The organism is Ruegeria sp. K7, assembly GCF_056531785.1.
Window position 1 is genome coordinate 144981 of the sequence record NZ_JBQFMJ010000005.1, and the last position, 17376, is coordinate 162356.

At 56.6% G+C, this 17376-nt stretch carries 16 protein-coding genes; 4 read left to right on the forward strand and 12 right to left on the reverse strand.

Features of this window, described 5'->3' with window-relative positions:
• Positions 1 to 21: 21 nt before the first annotated feature.
• From ACR0FE_RS11145 to ACR0FE_RS11200, 12 genes are all read right to left on the reverse strand, one after another.
• Positions 22 to 1416 (reverse strand): alpha/beta fold hydrolase, encoded by a 1395-nt coding sequence (locus ACR0FE_RS11145; protein WP_480912788.1) that lies wholly within the window; start codon positions 1414 to 1416, stop codon positions 22 to 24.
• Positions 1417 to 1584: 168 nt separating this feature from the next.
• On the reverse strand, positions 1585 to 1950 hold the full coding sequence (locus tag ACR0FE_RS11150; protein WP_480912789.1) for a cupin domain-containing protein: 366 nt from the start codon (positions 1948 to 1950) through the stop codon (positions 1585 to 1587).
• Positions 1951 to 2007: 57 nt separating this feature from the next.
• Positions 2008 to 3540: a phospholipase D family protein gene (locus tag ACR0FE_RS11155; RefSeq protein WP_480912790.1), complete on the reverse strand. Its 1533-nt coding sequence runs from the start codon at positions 3538 to 3540 to the stop codon at positions 2008 to 2010.
• A gap of 231 nt (positions 3541 to 3771) precedes the next feature.
• Entirely contained in the window at positions 3772 to 4887 is a 1116-nt protein-coding gene (locus ACR0FE_RS11160; protein ID WP_480912791.1) for a Gfo/Idh/MocA family protein, read from the reverse strand.
• Positions 4884 to 5960 (reverse strand): Gfo/Idh/MocA family protein, encoded by a 1077-nt coding sequence (locus ACR0FE_RS11165; protein ID WP_480912792.1) that lies wholly within the window; start codon positions 5958 to 5960, stop codon positions 4884 to 4886. The genes ACR0FE_RS11160 and ACR0FE_RS11165 overlap by 4 nt, the downstream gene beginning before the upstream one ends.
• A 12-nt stretch (positions 5961 to 5972) precedes the next feature.
• Positions 5973 to 6980: an ABC transporter permease gene (locus tag ACR0FE_RS11170; RefSeq protein WP_480714184.1), complete on the reverse strand. Its 1008-nt coding sequence runs from the start codon at positions 6978 to 6980 to the stop codon at positions 5973 to 5975.
• On the reverse strand, positions 6977 to 7918 hold the full coding sequence (locus tag ACR0FE_RS11175) for an ABC transporter permease (protein ID WP_170680446.1): 942 nt from the start codon (positions 7916 to 7918) through the stop codon (positions 6977 to 6979). The genes ACR0FE_RS11170 and ACR0FE_RS11175 overlap by 4 nt, the downstream gene beginning before the upstream one ends.
• Positions 7915 to 9399: a sugar ABC transporter ATP-binding protein gene (locus ACR0FE_RS11180; RefSeq protein ID WP_480912793.1), complete on the reverse strand. Its 1485-nt coding sequence runs from the start codon at positions 9397 to 9399 to the stop codon at positions 7915 to 7917. The genes ACR0FE_RS11175 and ACR0FE_RS11180 overlap by 4 nt, the downstream gene beginning before the upstream one ends.
• Positions 9400 to 9474: 75 nt before the next feature.
• Positions 9475 to 10512 carry an ABC transporter substrate-binding protein gene (locus ACR0FE_RS11185; RefSeq protein ID WP_480912794.1) on the reverse strand — a complete coding sequence of 346 codons (1038 nt, stop codon included), beginning with the start codon at positions 10510 to 10512 and terminating at the stop codon, positions 9475 to 9477.
• Positions 10513 to 10557: 45 nt separating this feature from the next.
• Positions 10558 to 11472, reverse strand: coding sequence for a sugar phosphate isomerase/epimerase family protein (locus ACR0FE_RS11190; RefSeq protein ID WP_480912795.1), 915 nt, complete (start codon positions 11470 to 11472; stop codon positions 10558 to 10560).
• A 10-nt stretch (positions 11473 to 11482) separates the two neighbouring features.
• Positions 11483 to 12637, reverse strand: a complete 1155-nt coding sequence (locus tag ACR0FE_RS11195) for a Gfo/Idh/MocA family protein (RefSeq protein ID WP_480912796.1) — start codon at positions 12635 to 12637, stop codon at positions 11483 to 11485.
• Between the two features lie 12 nt (positions 12638 to 12649).
• Positions 12650 to 13378: an SDR family NAD(P)-dependent oxidoreductase gene (locus ACR0FE_RS11200; protein WP_480912797.1), complete on the reverse strand. Its 729-nt coding sequence runs from the start codon at positions 13376 to 13378 to the stop codon at positions 12650 to 12652.
• A 175-nt stretch (positions 13379 to 13553) separates the two neighbouring features.
• Here ACR0FE_RS11200 and ACR0FE_RS11205 point away from each other — a divergent pair, with 175 nt between their 5' ends.
• The 4 genes from ACR0FE_RS11205 (at position 13554) to ACR0FE_RS11220 (ending at position 17204) form a co-directional block, all read left to right on the forward strand.
• A complete protein-coding gene (locus ACR0FE_RS11205; protein WP_480912798.1) occupies positions 13554 to 14582 on the forward strand; it encodes a LacI family DNA-binding transcriptional regulator in 1029 nt (342 codons plus the stop codon).
• Between the two features lie 78 nt (positions 14583 to 14660).
• Positions 14661 to 15821, forward strand: a complete 1161-nt coding sequence (locus ACR0FE_RS11210; RefSeq protein ID WP_480912799.1) for a fatty acid desaturase family protein — start codon at positions 14661 to 14663, stop codon at positions 15819 to 15821.
• Positions 15821 to 16132 carry a MocE family 2Fe-2S type ferredoxin gene (locus tag ACR0FE_RS11215; RefSeq protein WP_480525409.1) on the forward strand — a complete coding sequence of 104 codons (312 nt, stop codon included), beginning with the start codon at positions 15821 to 15823 and terminating at the stop codon, positions 16130 to 16132. Before ACR0FE_RS11210 ends, ACR0FE_RS11215 begins: the two co-directional genes overlap by 1 nt.
• A gap of 4 nt (positions 16133 to 16136) precedes the next feature.
• Positions 16137 to 17204: a hypothetical protein gene (locus tag ACR0FE_RS11220; RefSeq protein WP_480912800.1), complete on the forward strand. Its 1068-nt coding sequence runs from the start codon at positions 16137 to 16139 to the stop codon at positions 17202 to 17204.
• Positions 17205 to 17376: the final 172 nt, after the last annotated feature.

A 17376-nucleotide genomic window follows, 5' to 3' on the forward strand; every position in this document is an offset into this window, starting at 1 on the left:
ACCCATTTAAGCGTAAGGTACTCAAAAATCACCATGTTCTTTCAGATACGGTCCGATTTCCTGAAAGAACTCATCGAACCCCGGATGGCCGCGTATCATGCAATGGTTGGCGCCGGGCAGTTCAACGAACTCAGCCGTCGGGATTTCCCGGGCTGTCTCACGGCCTTCACTGATGGGTGCCGCCATGTCGCCTTGGGCATGCAACACCAAAGTCGGAACACTCAAGCACTGCGCATCCGCGCGTACGTCCATGTAGCTGTTCATTTCCATTATCCGCAAGGCCGTTTCCGGGCTGGCGGAGATGCGTTGCATTTCGTCGAAACTTGCCCCTTCTTCCGGCGTGGCATCCGGCATGTAGCAAGACGTGAAGAAATGGCGGTACACCGGGTTGGGGGAGCCCCAGCCGGCCGATACCATGGCGCGAGATGCCTGATAAAACTGTTCGGCTTCGGCGTCCCCGCGCTTCATGCGCCCGCGCAAATAGCCCCCCAGCAGGATAAGAAATTTCACGCGCTTGGGGTGTCTTGCCGCAAATCGAATTGAAAATGCAGACCCCTGACTGATGCCGAACAGGCCAAAACGATCCAGCCCGGCCGCATCGGCCACGGCAATCATGTCGTCGATCATACGGTCTTCTGAAATGTCCTCAACTTCCCAGTCTGAAAGCCCGTTTCCCCGTTGGTCGAACCGGACCAATCGACAGAGTTTGGACATCTCGGACAGGAAATCCCCCCAGACCGGGCTGGTCCACTCATACTCGATGTGATTAAGCCAATTCGGGGCTTTCAGTACAGGTGTACCTTCTCCGGTCGAGGCCCAGGCAAGATTTACGCCATCTGCCGATTTGCAGAACTTCACGCGCTGTTGCAGTGAAATCTCAGGAGCCGCACGCACGGGCGCCGCCTGAGGGGACCATTGCCAGACACGAATGGGGCGAGTGATGTTCTTGACGCGTTGGCCGCCCATATCGCGAAATGGCGCGTCGACCCGGTCCTGAATCGCCTGATGCACGATATCCGAAACGCACACGCCGCCGGGTTCTGCCAATCCTTCAAGCCGTGCGGCGACGTTCACCCCATCTCCGAAGATGTCGCCGTCGTCGAAAATGACATCGCCCAGATTGATGCCGACACGAAATCGAATTCTCTTGTCGTCCTCCAGTTCGGTTTCCCGAAGGCTCATCGCTTGTTGAATGCTGACGGCGCATTGAACCGCGTCCTGAACGGATTCAAATGAGGCCAGCATGCCGTCTCCGGTCGTTTTGATGATGCTTCCTCGGCGCCGGGTTATTTCCGGATCGATCAATTCGCGCCGATGTTTCTTTTGACGTGACAGAACACCCAACTCGTCCACTTCCATCAAGCGCGAGTACCCGACCATATCGGCCGCCATAATGGCTGAGAGGCGTTGTTCCATGGCAATCCCCCCTCTGCGCCAGCGGTGGTTTGATCGCTGTCAATCAGGTGCCGGCGCGAAACAATGACCCCAGTATAGCCGGAAATCTTCAGGCCGTAACGGTGCTCTCAAATGTAGGCTGTTGATGGTGCTGGTGAAGGTTTGAAGAGATCGTGGAATTTTCCGACTTCACTCGAACTGAATAATGACCGCCTCAAAATCCTCGAAGCTTGTGACTTTGGTATGATGACCGCGTCCGAACTTGTCTGCCATGTGCCAAACGTCCCCCGGTCCTATGTCCCGAAAGTTGCCATCGCTTGCGGTGACGCGGATCGTTCCGGCAAGGCACACCAGCCTTTGCACCACTGGCGTCGGGTGGATCGGTTCGTTCCAACCTGATCGAAGTCTCAGGAACATGGTCTGTTTGACATGCTCCGGCTCGGAGACCTCAATTGCCTTTGCTGGTGGCGCAAAGCTTCGCTCTGCCAGCGGAACTTCGATCTCGGACCAACGGCTTTCGCCTGCGGCGTCGGCATACAGGTTGTAGTACTTCACGATCAAAACCCTTCCGGAGATTTGCCAAAGCCAGGCTGATGGTCAAAATCATCAACCCTAAAGCTGTGAACCAATTGGTAAGATGCTCAAAAAGCCGGCGACGATGTGATCCCATGCCGTACCTGTCGGCTCGGAGTCATATTCCAGGATCGTGCCATCTTCGTTCCGGGTCCGCCACTTAAGTTGGCCTGCACGCTCCAACGTCACGTGATAGGTGTAGGCTGGCAGCGCTTGGTCCAGGGCAGCCATGGTTTGACTGGCCAAAGCGGGCGAATCCATCAGAATCCCCATTTCGGTATTGATGTGGACCGAACGCGGGTCCCAGTTGAACGACCCGACGAACAGATATCGGTCATCCACCGCGAAAGCCTTGGAATGGAGGCCGGATCGGGATTGCGCCCAATTGATGCCTCGACGTTGGACTTGGTAGGCATCGGGCCTCAGTTCATACAGGTCGACCCCGCCGCGCAGCATTGCCCGACGTTTCTTGGCGTAGTGGGCGTAGACCGGAGCGACGTCGTTCGAGGCCAATGAGTTGGTGACAACTTTGACCTCGACCCCGCGGTTTTCCAGTTCGGTCATCCATCTCACGCCATTGTTGCGCGGTACAAAATAGGCCGAGATAATGTTCACTTCGCTTTTGGCATTTTCGAAGTAGGGCAGAAGTTGGGATGCGAGAATTGGATCCGAGTTTTCCAGGCCTGCCGCCTTGGACGGCGGGTCCGCATACAATCGGGCAGGAAGCCAATCCAGTGACAGCGCGCCGTCTGCAAAATTCTCTTCGGCTGATCGTCGCAGGGCGGCGCCGTATTGCGTTTGCTTCGCCTCTTCCACCAGCGCGTTGAGCCTGCCTCGCGCGTCGCTCAGGCTGAAGGCCTCCGGTTCACCGACGACCACGCGGGCAGGAACGGCAAATTCGCTGTTCCAGTATGCGTCGAAGCTTTTGGAGACCTCTTTTACAACAGGACCTGCGGCCAGAACGTCCAGATCGGCATAGTTCATTTCTTTACGGGCCAGAAAGTACTCGGCACCGATGTTTCGCCCACCGACAATCGTGAACACGTTGTCCGCCGTCATGGATTTGTTGTGCATTCGGCGATTGATGCGTTTGAAATCAGTCAGCCCCGCAACCAGCAGGCTTTGATCGCGCCAAAAGGGGTTAAACAGCCGGATTTCGATGTTGTCGTGGTAATCAAGCGCAGCGGTCATCGCGTCGTAGCCGGATGTATCCATGTCATCCAACAGCAACCGGACACGCACCCCCCGATCTGCCGCTTGTAAAAGACTGGCCGCAAAGAGATGCCCGGTCGGATCGTTGTGCAAAAGATAGTATTGGGCGTCGATCGTTTGCTCTGCCGCTGCGGCCATCAATAGCCGTGAGACCAGAGCTTCTTCGCCGTCGCTGATCAGCTTTACACCCGAACGACCGTCTTTTGGGTCTCCGAGGCGGTTGACGGTCTGCGCAAGATTGCTGCCCGAGCTTGCAGGAACAGCACTTGATACCGTCTTTTCATAGGTTCGAACCCGGGGAGAGCAAGCGACAAGGCCCAACGTGCAAACGAAACAAACCACGATAGCCCATGGTTTCATAGTCTTCCTCCAACCATCCGTTACCAAGTGACTACGTATCAGAGCGCGAATGCAAGTTTCTTCTTTGCAGCGTCTGGTTGTTTCGCATCTGTCCCCGGGCGGTGTGTGGTAGGGATCGCAGTATGGCGACCATTAAAAGCCACCTATTTGCGGGTTGGATGGGGGGCGAGATTGGTGGAAGAATGGTGGCAAAAGCCTGAATTCGTAACCGTTTTGCCTGAGAATACCCGTCTAGGCGTCGACTGTTCTGACGCTTCCGATCTGGATTTCTCGGTTTTGTTTGGACGAGGCAATTGCCGCAAAAACGATGGCCAATGACTTCAGGTTGTTCTTTGCGGATACCGAGGGCTCTCGGTCCTCTTCTATCGCACAAAGAAGCTCGCCCATGGTTCCGCGAAACCCGTCGTTGAACCATTGTCCCTTAAGCGCTGGGCGCGCGATGCCCTGCGCTGTCTCAAGCGTCACAGATTGCGATGAAAGATCCGGTCCCCTTGATGTAAGGCTTCCGGTTGTGCCAGCCACATATGTTGTGTCACGCGGGCCAAAAGGAACGCCCCCGTCAAAAATCAGGCTTGCTTGGCCTTGGTCCAAACGCACCAGCGCCTGTGACATCAAAGGGACCTTGTTGGCCTGGCCACGTGCCGGTGTCGCGGTTGCAAAGACGCTTTCCGCCCTGTCGCCAACAAGAGACGCAAGAAAATCGAACCAATGCACACCAAAATCGTAAAGGATCAGGTGCTCCATTTCGTCAAACGGCGTACCTGCGGTCCAGCCGTGATCCCAGTGAATTGAAACATGTGCAGACAGAACGTCGCCGATCAATCCAACTGAAACCGCCTCGCGCATCCAGGACAGGTGCGGAGCCCAGCGGCCATTTTGGTTTACCGCGAGTTTCACACCCTGATCATCTGCCAGCTTCACAAGGTCATTGCCAAGATCGAGGTCTGTAACAAACGGCTTCTGGCTGAGCACGTGTTTGCCCGCCTGCAAAGCAGCCTTGAGGATTGGCACGCGTTGTTCCGGATGAAGCGTGACGTCGACAACGTCGATTTCATTGTCGGAAAGAAGCGCCTGCCAATCATCTTCGATGCGCGCCGACGGGCAGTATTCGGCAGCCTTTTCTTCGGCTTTCGCGCGCGTCCGGTTCCAGATTGAGGCAATGTCCCAGCCGGCCGTTCGGTAGGCATCCAGATGGCTTACGGAAATTCCGCCCGTACCAATTATTCCGATCCTGGGCCTGTAGTTTTGAGGCACCGGTGGAGAATACGGCAAGTCCGGGGCAGGGACTTCGGGCAACTGGGCTGACTTTAAGGCATACTGGTCGGTTTTGGCACTGTCCTCGCTCATGACAGCAACCTGAGAGTTTGTTTTTCGCGGGCTGAACGGAGCGCGGTATCGACGATCCGCTGTGCTGTCAGACACAGGGCCGGATCAAGCGGCCCTTCGACCCGGGTTCCATTGGACAGGCAGCCAAGGACGTATTCGATGGCGTTTCGTTCGCCAGCAGCCAACGGGGTCACCGGTATCTCGTGCCGTTCGGGTTTTGCGCGGGTCTGAACCGTTATGTGGGTGGCATAGTCGGGCGACGAAATGGTGCCGTCGGTGCCGACAAAGACAAACCCGCAAGTGGGTTGCGGCTGCGTTGTCCAAGGATCGGTGAACGTGCCCCAGCGCGTTTCCATCTTCGACAGGCCTGTTTCATAACGGCACACGGCTATTGCATGCTGATCGACCTCGATACCTGGTGTTTCGTCAACCGTGCATGTGACCTCGATTGGTGCAAGGCCGCCCATGAACCAGGTTCCAAGTGTCGCGCCGTATCCTAGGTAATCAAGCAGCGAACCGCCACCGGATGACCGTTTGTACCACCAGGAGTCCGGCTTTTGACGCTCGACTTCCTCGGGGGTTACTTCGACCTTATCGGCCAAATGGTACAACGGTCCACGATTTCCGTCATAGAAATGAACCTCTCGCAGGTCACCGATCATGCCTTCGTCGATCAACCGCTTGGCCGTCACGTGACTTTCGACCCATCGCAAGGGCCAGTTGATGACCAGCTGATTTCCGGTTTCGCTCATCGCCGTCATCATCCGGCGGGCATCGTCAACAGATGCGGCAAAGGGTTTTTCGACAAAAACGTGCAGGTCGTGAGGGGCCAGCCGTTCCGTGTAGTCCGCATGTTGCGCTGTCGCCACGCAAAGAATGGCCAAATCGTAAGGACCCGCCGTCATACATGCGTCGAAATCCGTAAATACCCGATCTTCCGGAATATCGAATGCCTTCACTGCCGCCTGCATTTTGTCCCGATCCGGATCGAAGATCGCGGCGATTTCGGCGTCAGGATGCTCGTGCACCATCCGAAGCAAATCACCCATATGCATGTGATCGAAACTGACGCCGACGATCCGGAATTTTGCCATTGGAAACCTCCTTTAGCGTGTGCCGGTGATCCTGACGTAGAGCGCGGTAACCGCGAGGATGATCAGCCCAAACAGGGCCGTGCGTGCGCCTTCCGGCATCTGCATCAATGTTAGCATGGTATCCAGCACACGCAGAATAAGTGCGCCCACGATCGCACCGGCGAAACTGCCACGCCCCCCAAAGATTGATGTGCCGCCAATCACCGCCGCGGCGACCGAGGGCAACAACAACGGATTTGCCAGGCTCAGTGAGGTTTGACGGATCATGCCGAGATAGAGCAAACCAGCCAGTGCGGCGATAAAGCTGGATAGCACGTAGAGCGCCAGATAGACCTGCCATGCCCGTACACCGGAGAGTTTGGCGGCCTGTTCGTTGGAACCAAGTGCAAACAGCAACCGGCCAAACCCAGTATAGCGCATCAGCCACAGGATAAAGAGCGCGAACGGAACGAATACAAAAAGTCCGTTCGGCATTCCTGCGGTTCGACCGGTCCCGAGCCATGAAAGGAAAGCGGGAATCTCGGTGCCCGCATTGATGACGAGGCGTTGGTAGACCTGCAGGCATCCGGTGGCGATCAATCCCGTTCCAAGCGTCATGATCAAAGGATGGACACGCACCAGTCCAACCCCGATGCCATTCACAACGCCAACAACAAGGCCCGCGGACAACGCAATCAGGACTGCGGGTGTAACGCCCCATATTGCGCTGAGTGTCGCGCAGACGAAGGCTGACACAGTAGCGACCACTCCGACCGACAGGTCAATTCCTGCCGTCAGCATCGTCAGTACCTGACAAGCGGCAAGCATCGCCAGCGGAATTGCGAACTTGATCAGGTTGCCGACCCAAAAGGTTGAAATCAGCCCGTCCCGACCGGCCCGGAACGGGGTGACGATACCCGGCCGCAAGACCTCGAGCACAGCGATCATCAGGAACAGGAAAACCAACAGCGGTATGATCGGGTTGTCACGAAGATACCGCCCAAAGCGGACCATTGGCAGGTCAGTTGTGTCCATGCTCATCGGCGGGCTCCCCTTAGTGACGCCGCAGTGCCCAGCATGACAACAAGGACCATGATTGTTCCTTCGATAATTGTTGTCACGTTTGGATCGACGGCCAGCAAAGTCAGGATCGTTCGGATGATCCGCAGAATGAAAACGGCGATGATTGGGCCAAGAAGGCCGCCTTTGCCACCACCCAGAACGACACCGCCAAGAACCACCGCTGCGACAGAGGCCATAAGATACGGACCAGGCACCGGCTCTCCTATTCCGGTCAGGGCGGCCAGGCTTAATCCGCCCATGGCGCAAAACAGACCGCATAGGGCGTAGGCGATAACTTTCGTTCTTCCGACCGCAACGCCTGAACGGAAGGCAGCCAGTTCGTCCGACCCGGTTGCGTAAATCGACAGCCCAAGTTTGGAGCGCCGGATCGGCAGCCAGACCACCGCGATGCCGACAGCGATGACGACAAGCGCCTTTGGCAGCCCGTCGAACAGAAAATGCCCTCGGATCGATTGTTCCAGCCAGTCCGCCGTCGCGCCACCGGGTGTTTCAAGGATCAGCAACGCAACGCCTTCCCAAACAAAAAGCATGGCGAGTGTAACGACGATGTCGGGTACACGCGTCACGACAATCAGTAGCCCGTTGATCAGCCCCATCAAAAGCCCGACACCCAGAACTATGAGCAGGGCGGGCACACCGGCCATGCGTTCCATCAAAACGGCAGCCGTCACGGCGCATACCGCCATCATCGATGCGACGGACAAATCGATGCCGCCGACGATCACGACGATGGCCATACCGGCGGTTGCAAAAGCAAAGGGCAGGGCGGCACGGGCGATACTCTCAAGCCCGGACGCGCCGAAAGTGGGTTGTATCACCTTTGTGATGGTCAGAAGAACCACAAGAAGTAAAACGAGCCCCATGACCCAGGAGTGTTTTCGGATGGTCCCGCTCACGCTGCGCCCTCCGCTTCGGTCAGGCCATAAGCCGCGCGCATCAGTGTTTGTTCATCGGCGTTGGCAGCGTCTATCACGTCAACCACCCGCCCGTTGAAGATTACGACCGCACGATCGCAGGCCAGCGGGATTTCTTCCAACTCGGATGTGTAGAACAGAACCGCCGCGCCCTGATTGGCCAACTCGCGAACCAGTGGATAAATCTGGCGTTTCGTGCGGACATCAATGCCACGGGTCGGGTCGAACAAAAGCAAGGTTTCGACACCGGTCGCCAGCCAGCGACCAATGGTGACTTTCTGCTGGTTGCCACCTGAAAGTCGTTGCACTTCACCTTGCGCGCGTGTGTCGATCTGCAGCTTTTCGACCGCATAAGCGACCCGGTCCCGCTCGTGACGGAGTTTTATCGGCCCCCAGTTTCTAAGACGTGCCGAGAATGGTAGGGCAATGTTTTCCCTGACGGACCTTTGCGCCATCAAAGCATCAGAACGGTCGCCCGGCACGAAGGTCAGCCCGGCCGCAATGGCGTCGGCGGGGTGGGCGAAATGAACAGGCTTTCCGTCCACTTCCATTGACCCTGACGTTGGTCGGTCAAAACCCGCGAGCACCTCGAAAAGCTCATCCTGTCCCTGACCTTCAAGCGCGACTACCCCCAGTACTTCGCCGGGGTACAAGTCGAACGAGACGTCCGAGAAACTGGGCTCGAACGCAAGCGACTGAACGTGCAATCGGGGTGTCTGTGTTTGTGGTCCGTTTGCTTGAAGTATCTGGCGCTGTCCGATGTCTATCTTTTGACCCAGCATCAACTCGACAACGCGTTCTTCGACACCGGGTTCTATGTCGAGATCGCCGACGGACATGCCATCCCGCAACACCGTCGCCCGATCGCACAGTTCCGAAATCTCGGTGAAGCGGTGGGAAACATAGATCACCCCCATCCCGTCATTTGCCTTGCGTCGTACAGTTTTCAAAACACGTTCAACCAAATCTGTGGGCAGTGCAGCGGTCATTTCGTCCAGCAGGAGAACATCAGGTTCAACTGCCAATGCGCGGGCCAGATCGAGGATGCGAAGCGTGGCGAGCGGCAGGTCGCCGATCATCGCTGACAACTTCAGGTCTTCGATCCCAAGTTCCGAAACCCAGTCACGGAACTGATCGACCGGTGTGTCGGTCAGCCTGAGATTGTCGGACACATCGAGATCAGGAATAAGCGACGGTTCCTGGTAAACGGGCACCAGACCGGAACGGCGCGCCTCGGCCGGGTTTCCGACATGCGCCGGTTTCCCCCGGATCAGCACCTGGCCAGCATCAGGTTTCAGGGCGCCCGTTATGATTTTGACAAAAGTCGACTTCCCGGCACCATTTGCACCCATCAAGGCAACAATCTCGCCTTCGGCGACCGTAAGCTGGGCTTTGGTCAGGGCATGTACGGCGCCAAAACTTTTGGCCACGTCAGACGCGTCGAGTAGTGCTGTGCGGCTCATGGAGTTCCTTGAATGCTGGAGATGCACTGTGTGTGCCCTCCGCCCCGCCGGGGGCGGAAGGCCAGTCTGTTGGGATCAGCTTTCGCCGGGTCCCTTGCAGTCGATGATCTGTTCCATCGTGTAGTCAGTCCATCCGGGAACCGTCACGGAAACGGGCCATTCAGGATCCAGATTGGGATTCTGAGCGGCCTTGATCGTTTCGCGGCCAGCATCTGTCGCGTTTTCCCAAAGCACGGGGTCGACAAGGACAGTGTTACTGTCAGGGGCCTCACCGTTCAGGATGTCGACGGCTAAAGCGATGCCCGCGCCGCCAACCGAGCCGGGGTTTGTCACCGCTGCGCCATTCAATCCCTCAACCTCGGTCAGGTATTGAACAAAGCCCGCATTGTCCGCTCCGACGATGGGTACCAAAGGCGCTCCGGATTCCGTGAACGCGTCGACGATTACATTGTCGATGCCGCTGGTCCAGACACCGTCAAACGGGATGCCGGTGGCAAGGAAATCAAAGATCTGTTGCTTGCCCTGGTCCTGCTGCCATCCGGTGAACACCTCGTGCACCACGTTGATCTCGGGATGTTCAGCCAGTGCGCGCTTAAAGCCATTGTCGCGGTCCGTATCCGCCGAAACCCCGGCGATACCGCGCATGTAAACGACGTCACCTTTCCCGCCGAGCTGCTCGAAAAGCCACTTGGCACCAAGGTAGGCGTATTCTTCCTGATTGTTCGACAGAATATACGCGCCTTCGGCCGAAACGCCTGCATCCACGGCCACAACGACGATGTCTTGCGCCATCGCCTTTTCAAGCGCCGAGTTCAAGGCGTCGGGATTGGATGGGTTCAGGACAATCGCGTCGACACCCGCTTCGATCAGGTTGTTGATGTCTTCCAGTTGCCCGGCAGAATCTGTGTTGCGATGCGCAACGATCAGGTTTGTGACATCGGCTTCAACCAAAGCCTGCGCACGCATGGCGCAGATCATTTGTTCGCGCCAGCCGTTTCCCTGAACGGTGTTGGACACGCCGATGGTGTATTGCTTGTGCCCGTCCGCAAGCGCCACAGTTGCAAGAGAAGCAGATACTGCTACCGCAGCAACGCCATAAAGTAGGTTTTTCATTTCGTTTTCCTCCCAGTTTTCAGTCGTTTCACGTTTGATGTTGTTTTATTTGATGAATGGCGACAGGACATCCCGGGCCAGCAGGAACCCCCGCTTGACCTTTTCGTCTGTGCCTTCGAACAGCCTGTCTTCATGCTCGATGATGATGGGACCGTCGTATCCGACGCGGTAAAGTCCGGAAAAGAAGCCAGACCAGTCCACGTCACCCAGCCCGCAAAGCCGGGGGACTTGCCACCCCATGCCGGTTGACATCACCCCGTTCTCATACAGCCCGTCCTGATCAACCATCACATCCTTGGCGTGGACATGGGCCATGTGAGGGCCGAACTCCTTGATAAAGCGCGTCTGATCGATGAATTGCCAAATCAGATGCGAAGGGTCGAAATTCATGCCAACCGCATCGTCCCACTGCTCGAATATCCGTCGCCAGATCTTGGGCGAATAGGCGATGTTGTGACCCCCGGGCCATTCGTCATAGCTGAAGATCATCGGGCAGTTCTCAAAACACAGGCGCACGCCAGAGCTTTGCGCGTGCTTGACGATCGGATCGAATATTTCGGTCGCGCGTTCCCAGTTCGCGTCGAGGTTCAGCGTCCGGACACCGCCCACGAATGTGTTGACGACGTTGATGCCCATCACCCCAGCAGCGGTGATGACCTTCATGAGGTGCCCGATAACTTCTGCCCGATGATCCGCATCGGCATGGAGTGGGTTGGGGTAGTATCCCAGACCGGAAATCTCGACCCCATGACCGCCAAGTTCCGCGATAATCTCATTTCCCTGATCTGCAGAAAGGCCGTCCACGTTGATGTGGCTGGTTCCCGCATAGCGCCGTTGCTCGCCACCTGATGCAGGCCAGCAGGCGACCTCCATCGCTGAAAACCCATTGGCACCGGCCCAGGCCGCCACATCGGCCAGTTGAGAGTCTTCGAATGGTGCAGTCAGTAAGCCCAGTTTCATGTCATCGCCCTCAAATCTCGCTCAAATCCACCCAGCGGCTTTCTTTTGCTGATTTCACGACAGCGTCGCAGAACCGCATCTCGTAATGGCCGTCCTCGAATGTGGCCCATGTGCTGCCTTGCTGACGCCCGCCTGCGATGACATCGGCATAGACGGCCCGAAAAAAGTTGAAGAAGGAATCCGCGAAGCCCTCGACATGTCCGGGTGGCAATGTGGCGGCGGCAACCCCGGGGCCGTTCATCAATGTAAAGTCGCGCATCAGGGTCTGGTTCGGCGCGTCGCGGTGCCCAATGAGCAGATGGTCAGGGGTTTCACTGTCCCAGGCGGCACTGGCCTTCGCCCCGGCGATATCCCATTGCAATGAGTTCTTTCGACCCATGTTCACCTGAGATGTGCTCATCAAGCCCCGTGCTCCGTTTTCATAACGGATTAGGATCATCGCCGCGTCGTCGGTATCGATAGGCACAGTTTCGGTTTCGCCAGTTCCGCTGGAAAACGTCTCGACCGAGCCGAGAGGTTTCTGGCGTTCCGGAATGAAGGTTGTCAGCTCTGCAAAGACGGAAGCAGCTTTCAACCCGGTGACGAAACTTGTCAGATCAACCCAGTGCGTTCCAATGTCACCGACTGAACGCAGCGCTCCGCCCATTTCGCTTTCCAGCCGCCAGTTCCAGTCATCTGATTTTGCCAGCCAGTCCTGGTGGTAATGCCCTGTTATGAAACGAATATCACCAAGATCGCCTGTTTGAACCATGCCGTGAGCCTGCTGGTTCAGCGGGTAAAACCGGATGTTGTAACAAACCGCCGCGACCTTTCCTGACGCATTGGCCAGGTCCACCATTTCAGCGCTTTCGGCGGACGTCATGGCAAGGGGCTTCTCGCAGATGACGTGTTTGCCTGCCGCCAGGATCGACTTCACCTGCGGATAATGTGCGTTGTTCGGGGTTGTTACGTGCACCACATCGACGCTTTCATCCGCCAGCAGGTCGTCCAGAGATGTGTAGGCGTGCGTCACGCTGATCGCTCGCGCCCGGTCCCGACCGCGCTCCGGCGATGATCCAAGAACGCCTCTTACGTCCACGCCCAGACGCCGAAGGGCCTGAACGTGCACCGTTCCAATGAATCCGGTCCCGATCACTGCCGCGCCAATTTTTGCGAAGTCACTCATCGTGTGCTCCTGTCAAACAACCGAATACCCTCCGTCCACGGTGAGGCATGTGCCGGTCACAAAAGCCGCGGCATCTGACGCAAGAAACATGGCTGAGCCTGCGATATCTTCCGGTTGACCCCAGCGCGCCAACGGTGTGCGGGCTTCGATCGCTTTTGTGAAATTTGCATCTTCCCTCGCCCGGGCCGATTGTTCGGTCACGATGAACCCCGGTGCGATCGCATTCACCCGAATACCGTCCTTGGCCCAGGCGATTGCCAGCGACTTTGTCAGTTGTTCCACACCGGCTTTTGACGCGCCGTAGGCCGGGTTTTGCGGTGAACCAAATCGCGCATACATCGAGGCCACATTGATGACGCGTCCTTTTGCGGCCGAAAGGGCAGGGTGCAACGCCTCGGCGCAACGAAACGACCCGGTCAGATTGACGTCCAGCACGTGTGAGAAGAAGTCGGGCTCCATCTCCTCGCCGCGTCGTGTGATCGCGGCACAATTGATCAGCACGTCAATATAGTTCCATGTTCCAGCGAATTTGTAGACTTCGTCTGTGTTGGTTACATCCAACTGGCTGTAGCCAAACCGGGTTGCGTCCTCTTCGATGCAATCCGGTTCCACGCCGGTAATTTCCACTTCGGCGCCCGCGTCCTGAAATGCTCTGGCAACAGCTGCGCCAATACCGCCCCGGCTGGCGCCAATCACCAGGACCTTTGCCCCGGAAAAGTCGAAGAAGGTCTTCGAAGTCATCAAAGAGCCCGGCTTCTGCTGCTTTTGAATTCGGATGCCATCACTTCCCTCAATCGGCGAGTTTCCTTTGCAATCGATTACATTTCCGAAAAAACCTGCTTTTCAAAAACTGTAATCGATTACATAATCGGCATCACAATAGATTCGAGTCAAGCTGGAAATTTTCTGACTGGTCATGAACAAGAAGCCCAAACCCGCCACGATACAGGATGTTGCCCGTTCCGCGATGGTGTCTACGGCCACGGTCAGTCGTGTTTTGTCCAATCCTGGTCTGGTGTCGGAAACAACGCGTTTGGCAGTGCAGGAAGCCATTCATGAGACAGGCTACCGCGTCAACCAGGCCGCCAGAAACCTGCGCATGCAAAGGGCGGGCGCTGTACTGATCCTGGTCCCCAATCTTGGCAAGCCTTTCTACTCGGGCATCTTGGCAGGTATTAGCGAGGGGTTTGCCGGATCGGACTACGCGGTTCTGATCGCTGACACCGAAAGCAATCCATTGCAGGATGAAACTCTTGCCGGGTACTTTCGGGACGGCCGGATCGACGGTGCAATTTCGTTGGACGGCGGGATATCGTCGGCCGCGTTGCAGCAATGCGTCAGGTACGGGGCGGGTGACCGCATTGTCTTTTTGTGTGAATGGGTCGAGGGCGCGTCCTTTCCGGTGATTTCCAGTGATAACGCCGAAGGTGCGCGATTGGCGATCAGGCATCTGCATGATTTGGGCCACAAGAAAATCGCGCATGTGACCGGCCCCGACGGGAATGTTCTGACAACGGCCCGGCGTGAGGGCATGGTCGAAGAACGGACGCGGCTGGGGCTTCCAGCGCAGCCTGAGTGGATCATCAGGGGCGATTTCTCGCTGGAATCAGGACATGAGGCCGCCAGAAGAATACTCGCGATGGATGAGCGCCCAACGGCTGTATTCTGCGCGGCGGACATGGTTGCCTTTGGGTTGATCTCCGGGCTGGTCGCAGGCGGGCTGAAGGTGCCCGAAGACATTTCGGTTGTCGGTTTTGACGATATCGAAATGTCAGGTTCTTACGTTCCCGCGCTGACAACAATCCGACAAGACCGGCATCAACTGGGACGCCGTGCAGCCGAGGTGTTGCTGGGCCAGTTGGCGAATACAAGCCGGAACCTTCCGACAAAAACGGCAGTCTCCGTGGAACTTGTCACGCGGGCGAGCACAGCGCCGCCCAGTTGACGGGCCAAAATTCGAGGCGACTTTGCTATGGTCAAGGAAGCCGCGTACGAACTGCCATGAGCGATGAAGAGAGGGGATATGAGTAAGTCGACCGCATCCACTGGCTCGGATTTCGCTGTTCAGGACTATTCCCTGACTGGTACGAGTACGCGCCAGGCGATAGAGGCCGGTCTGTCGGCCGCCGAGTGGTATCATAGCGAGGTTCCCCGAAAGAAGCTGAAGTCCCTAATGAAGCGTCGGGATGCGCCTGCCATGCGTGACACAGTGATCTGGATCGCCTTGCATTTTGTATTTGCGGCTGGCGGGCTTTACTTTTGGGGTAGCTGGCTTTGCGTGCCTTTCTGGTTTGCTTACGGGGTTGTGTACGGTTCGGCCTGCGACAGCCGTTGGCACGAATGTGGTCACGGAACAGCGTTTCGAACCCGGTGGATGAACGATGTCGTGTACCACATCGCGTCCTTCCAGATCATGCGAAACCCGGTCAATTGGCGCTGGAGCCACGCGCGGCATCACACCGATACACTTATTGTTGGCCGCGATCCCGAGATAACGTGGATGCATCCGATCAACCTGATCCTTAAGACGCTTGCATTTGTAGGGATTGTCGAGACCTGGACTTCGCTCAAAGTTCTGATGCGAAATGCCATGGGGAACCTGTCGCAGGAAGAGCGGGACTACATTCCGGAAAGCCAGTGGCCGAAAGCAGTATACTGGGCACGGGTTCACGTCGCAATCTACGCCGCTGTTTTATTGGTTTCATTGGTATTGTTTGTCTCTGGGGCAGCTTGGAAGTCCCTGATCCCGATACTCCTGATCGGCGGCCCCCGGGTCTACGGATGCTGGCATTTTGTTATGACGGGGCTGCTTCAGCATGGAGGATTGGCCGAGAACGTTCTTGATCACCGGTTGAATTCCCGAACGCTCTACATGAACCCGATCAGCCGTTGGGTTTACTGGAACATGAATTACCACATCGAGCATCATATGTTCCCGATGGTGCCATATTACTCACTTCCAGCGCTTCATGAGTTGATCAAGGATGACCTGCCGCCGCCGAATACCTCGATTTGGGATGGCTACAAAGAAATGATGGGCTCCGTCATGAAGCAACGCATTGATCCGAACTATGCAATTCGAAAAACACTTCCAACGACGGCGCGACCTTATCGAGAGCATTTGCACATGGCTGTTCCCGAGCGAAAAACGGAAACTGTAAGCGGCGACCGGGAGGGAGTGTAATGCCTTGGTTCGACGCTTGCGCCGTAGACGATGTTGACGAAGAGGACGTCATTCGTTGGGATCACGAGGGCCGTACATACGCAATTTTCCGTAGTCAGGATAATGAGTTCTACTGCACTGATGGTCTCTGTACACACGAACATGTGCACTTATCGGACGGCCTGGTGATGGATTATGAGATCGAGTGCCCCAAGCACAACGGGCTATTCGACTACCGCTCGGGCAAAGCTCTACGAGCGCCTGCATGTGAAGACCTTCGCACCCACGAAACCAAAGTGGAACATGGTCGTGTGATGGTTCTGGTGGAATGATGGTTTGGGTGAGGTATCAATTGTGATCAACCTGTCCGCAACGGGTATCCGGCTTTCCTTCGATTTGCAGTTGGGGTTGATCGAGAGCTTCAGTGTACATGACGGCGACGCCGAGATTTCGCCGCTGCATCGCGCACCTTGGGTCGGAACGGGCGAAGCCATGCCCGAGGGTATTGCGCCTCATCTGGAAAAACTCGGTGGTGATTTTTTCTGCGCGCCTTTCGGGGCAACCGAGGGCGCGTCGCCGCTGCATGGATGGCCGCCCAATTCACGCTGGGTATTGAAGAAAAAGACCGAAAACTACTTACGAGCCGAGCTCGAAAAAACGGTCTATGGGGCAAGGCTGCAGAAAGAGATCACACTGCGCCCGGGGCATCCATTTGTCTATCAGCGTCATACGTTCATTGGTGGCGACGGGTTGGTGCCGGTAGCCAATCACGCGAACGTATCTTTGCCAAATGGCGGGATCATTCAAACCTCTCGAAAGCAGTGTTGGAGAACACCTCAGACCCCGCTGGAAGTTGATCCGTCATTGGGCCATTCAGCGCTAAAATACCCGGCTGAAAGTGATACTTTGTCGTCTTTCCCCGGTATGGAAGACGACTTGGACCTGTCACACTATCCATGGTCTTCGAAAAGCGAAGATTTTGTCGTTGGGCTGGAACCCCCTGAAGTGAAACTGGGGTGGACTGCGGTTATTCGCCCGGTGGAGGGTGACGTTTTCCTGTCACTCAAATCGGCACAGGCTTTGCCGATGACAATGTTGTGGCATTCCAACGGAGGTCGTTACTATGCTCCGTGGTCGGGCAGGCACTTCGCCTGCCTTGGGGTCGAGGAGGGGGCTGCGTCGACCGTTCTGGGCGCTGATGAAAACGGTTTTCCCAAAGGTCGTGGAGTCATTCAACTGGACCCAGACGGCCAAGTTGAGATTAGTCATGTCGTCGGTGCGTTTCGTTGGCGTGATGGGAGCGGAGTGAACGCCATTGAGACCCGGAAAGACCAACTCCTGATCCGAAATACGAAGAACGAGGAGTTCCTTCTGCCGTTTGACCTGCAAGCACTCGGCATTTGATTGGACTAAAGCTGCGCATCCACACAATTGATGCACGACATCAAAGGCGCCACTCAATGCTTCACTCTCTACGTCTGCTTCATCCGCATTGCGGCGAGCCGGCCTTTTTGACCGAGCGTCCGCACTGATCCCTAAAGGCCTTGCACTGGTCCGGCATGAGGCTTTGCTCTCG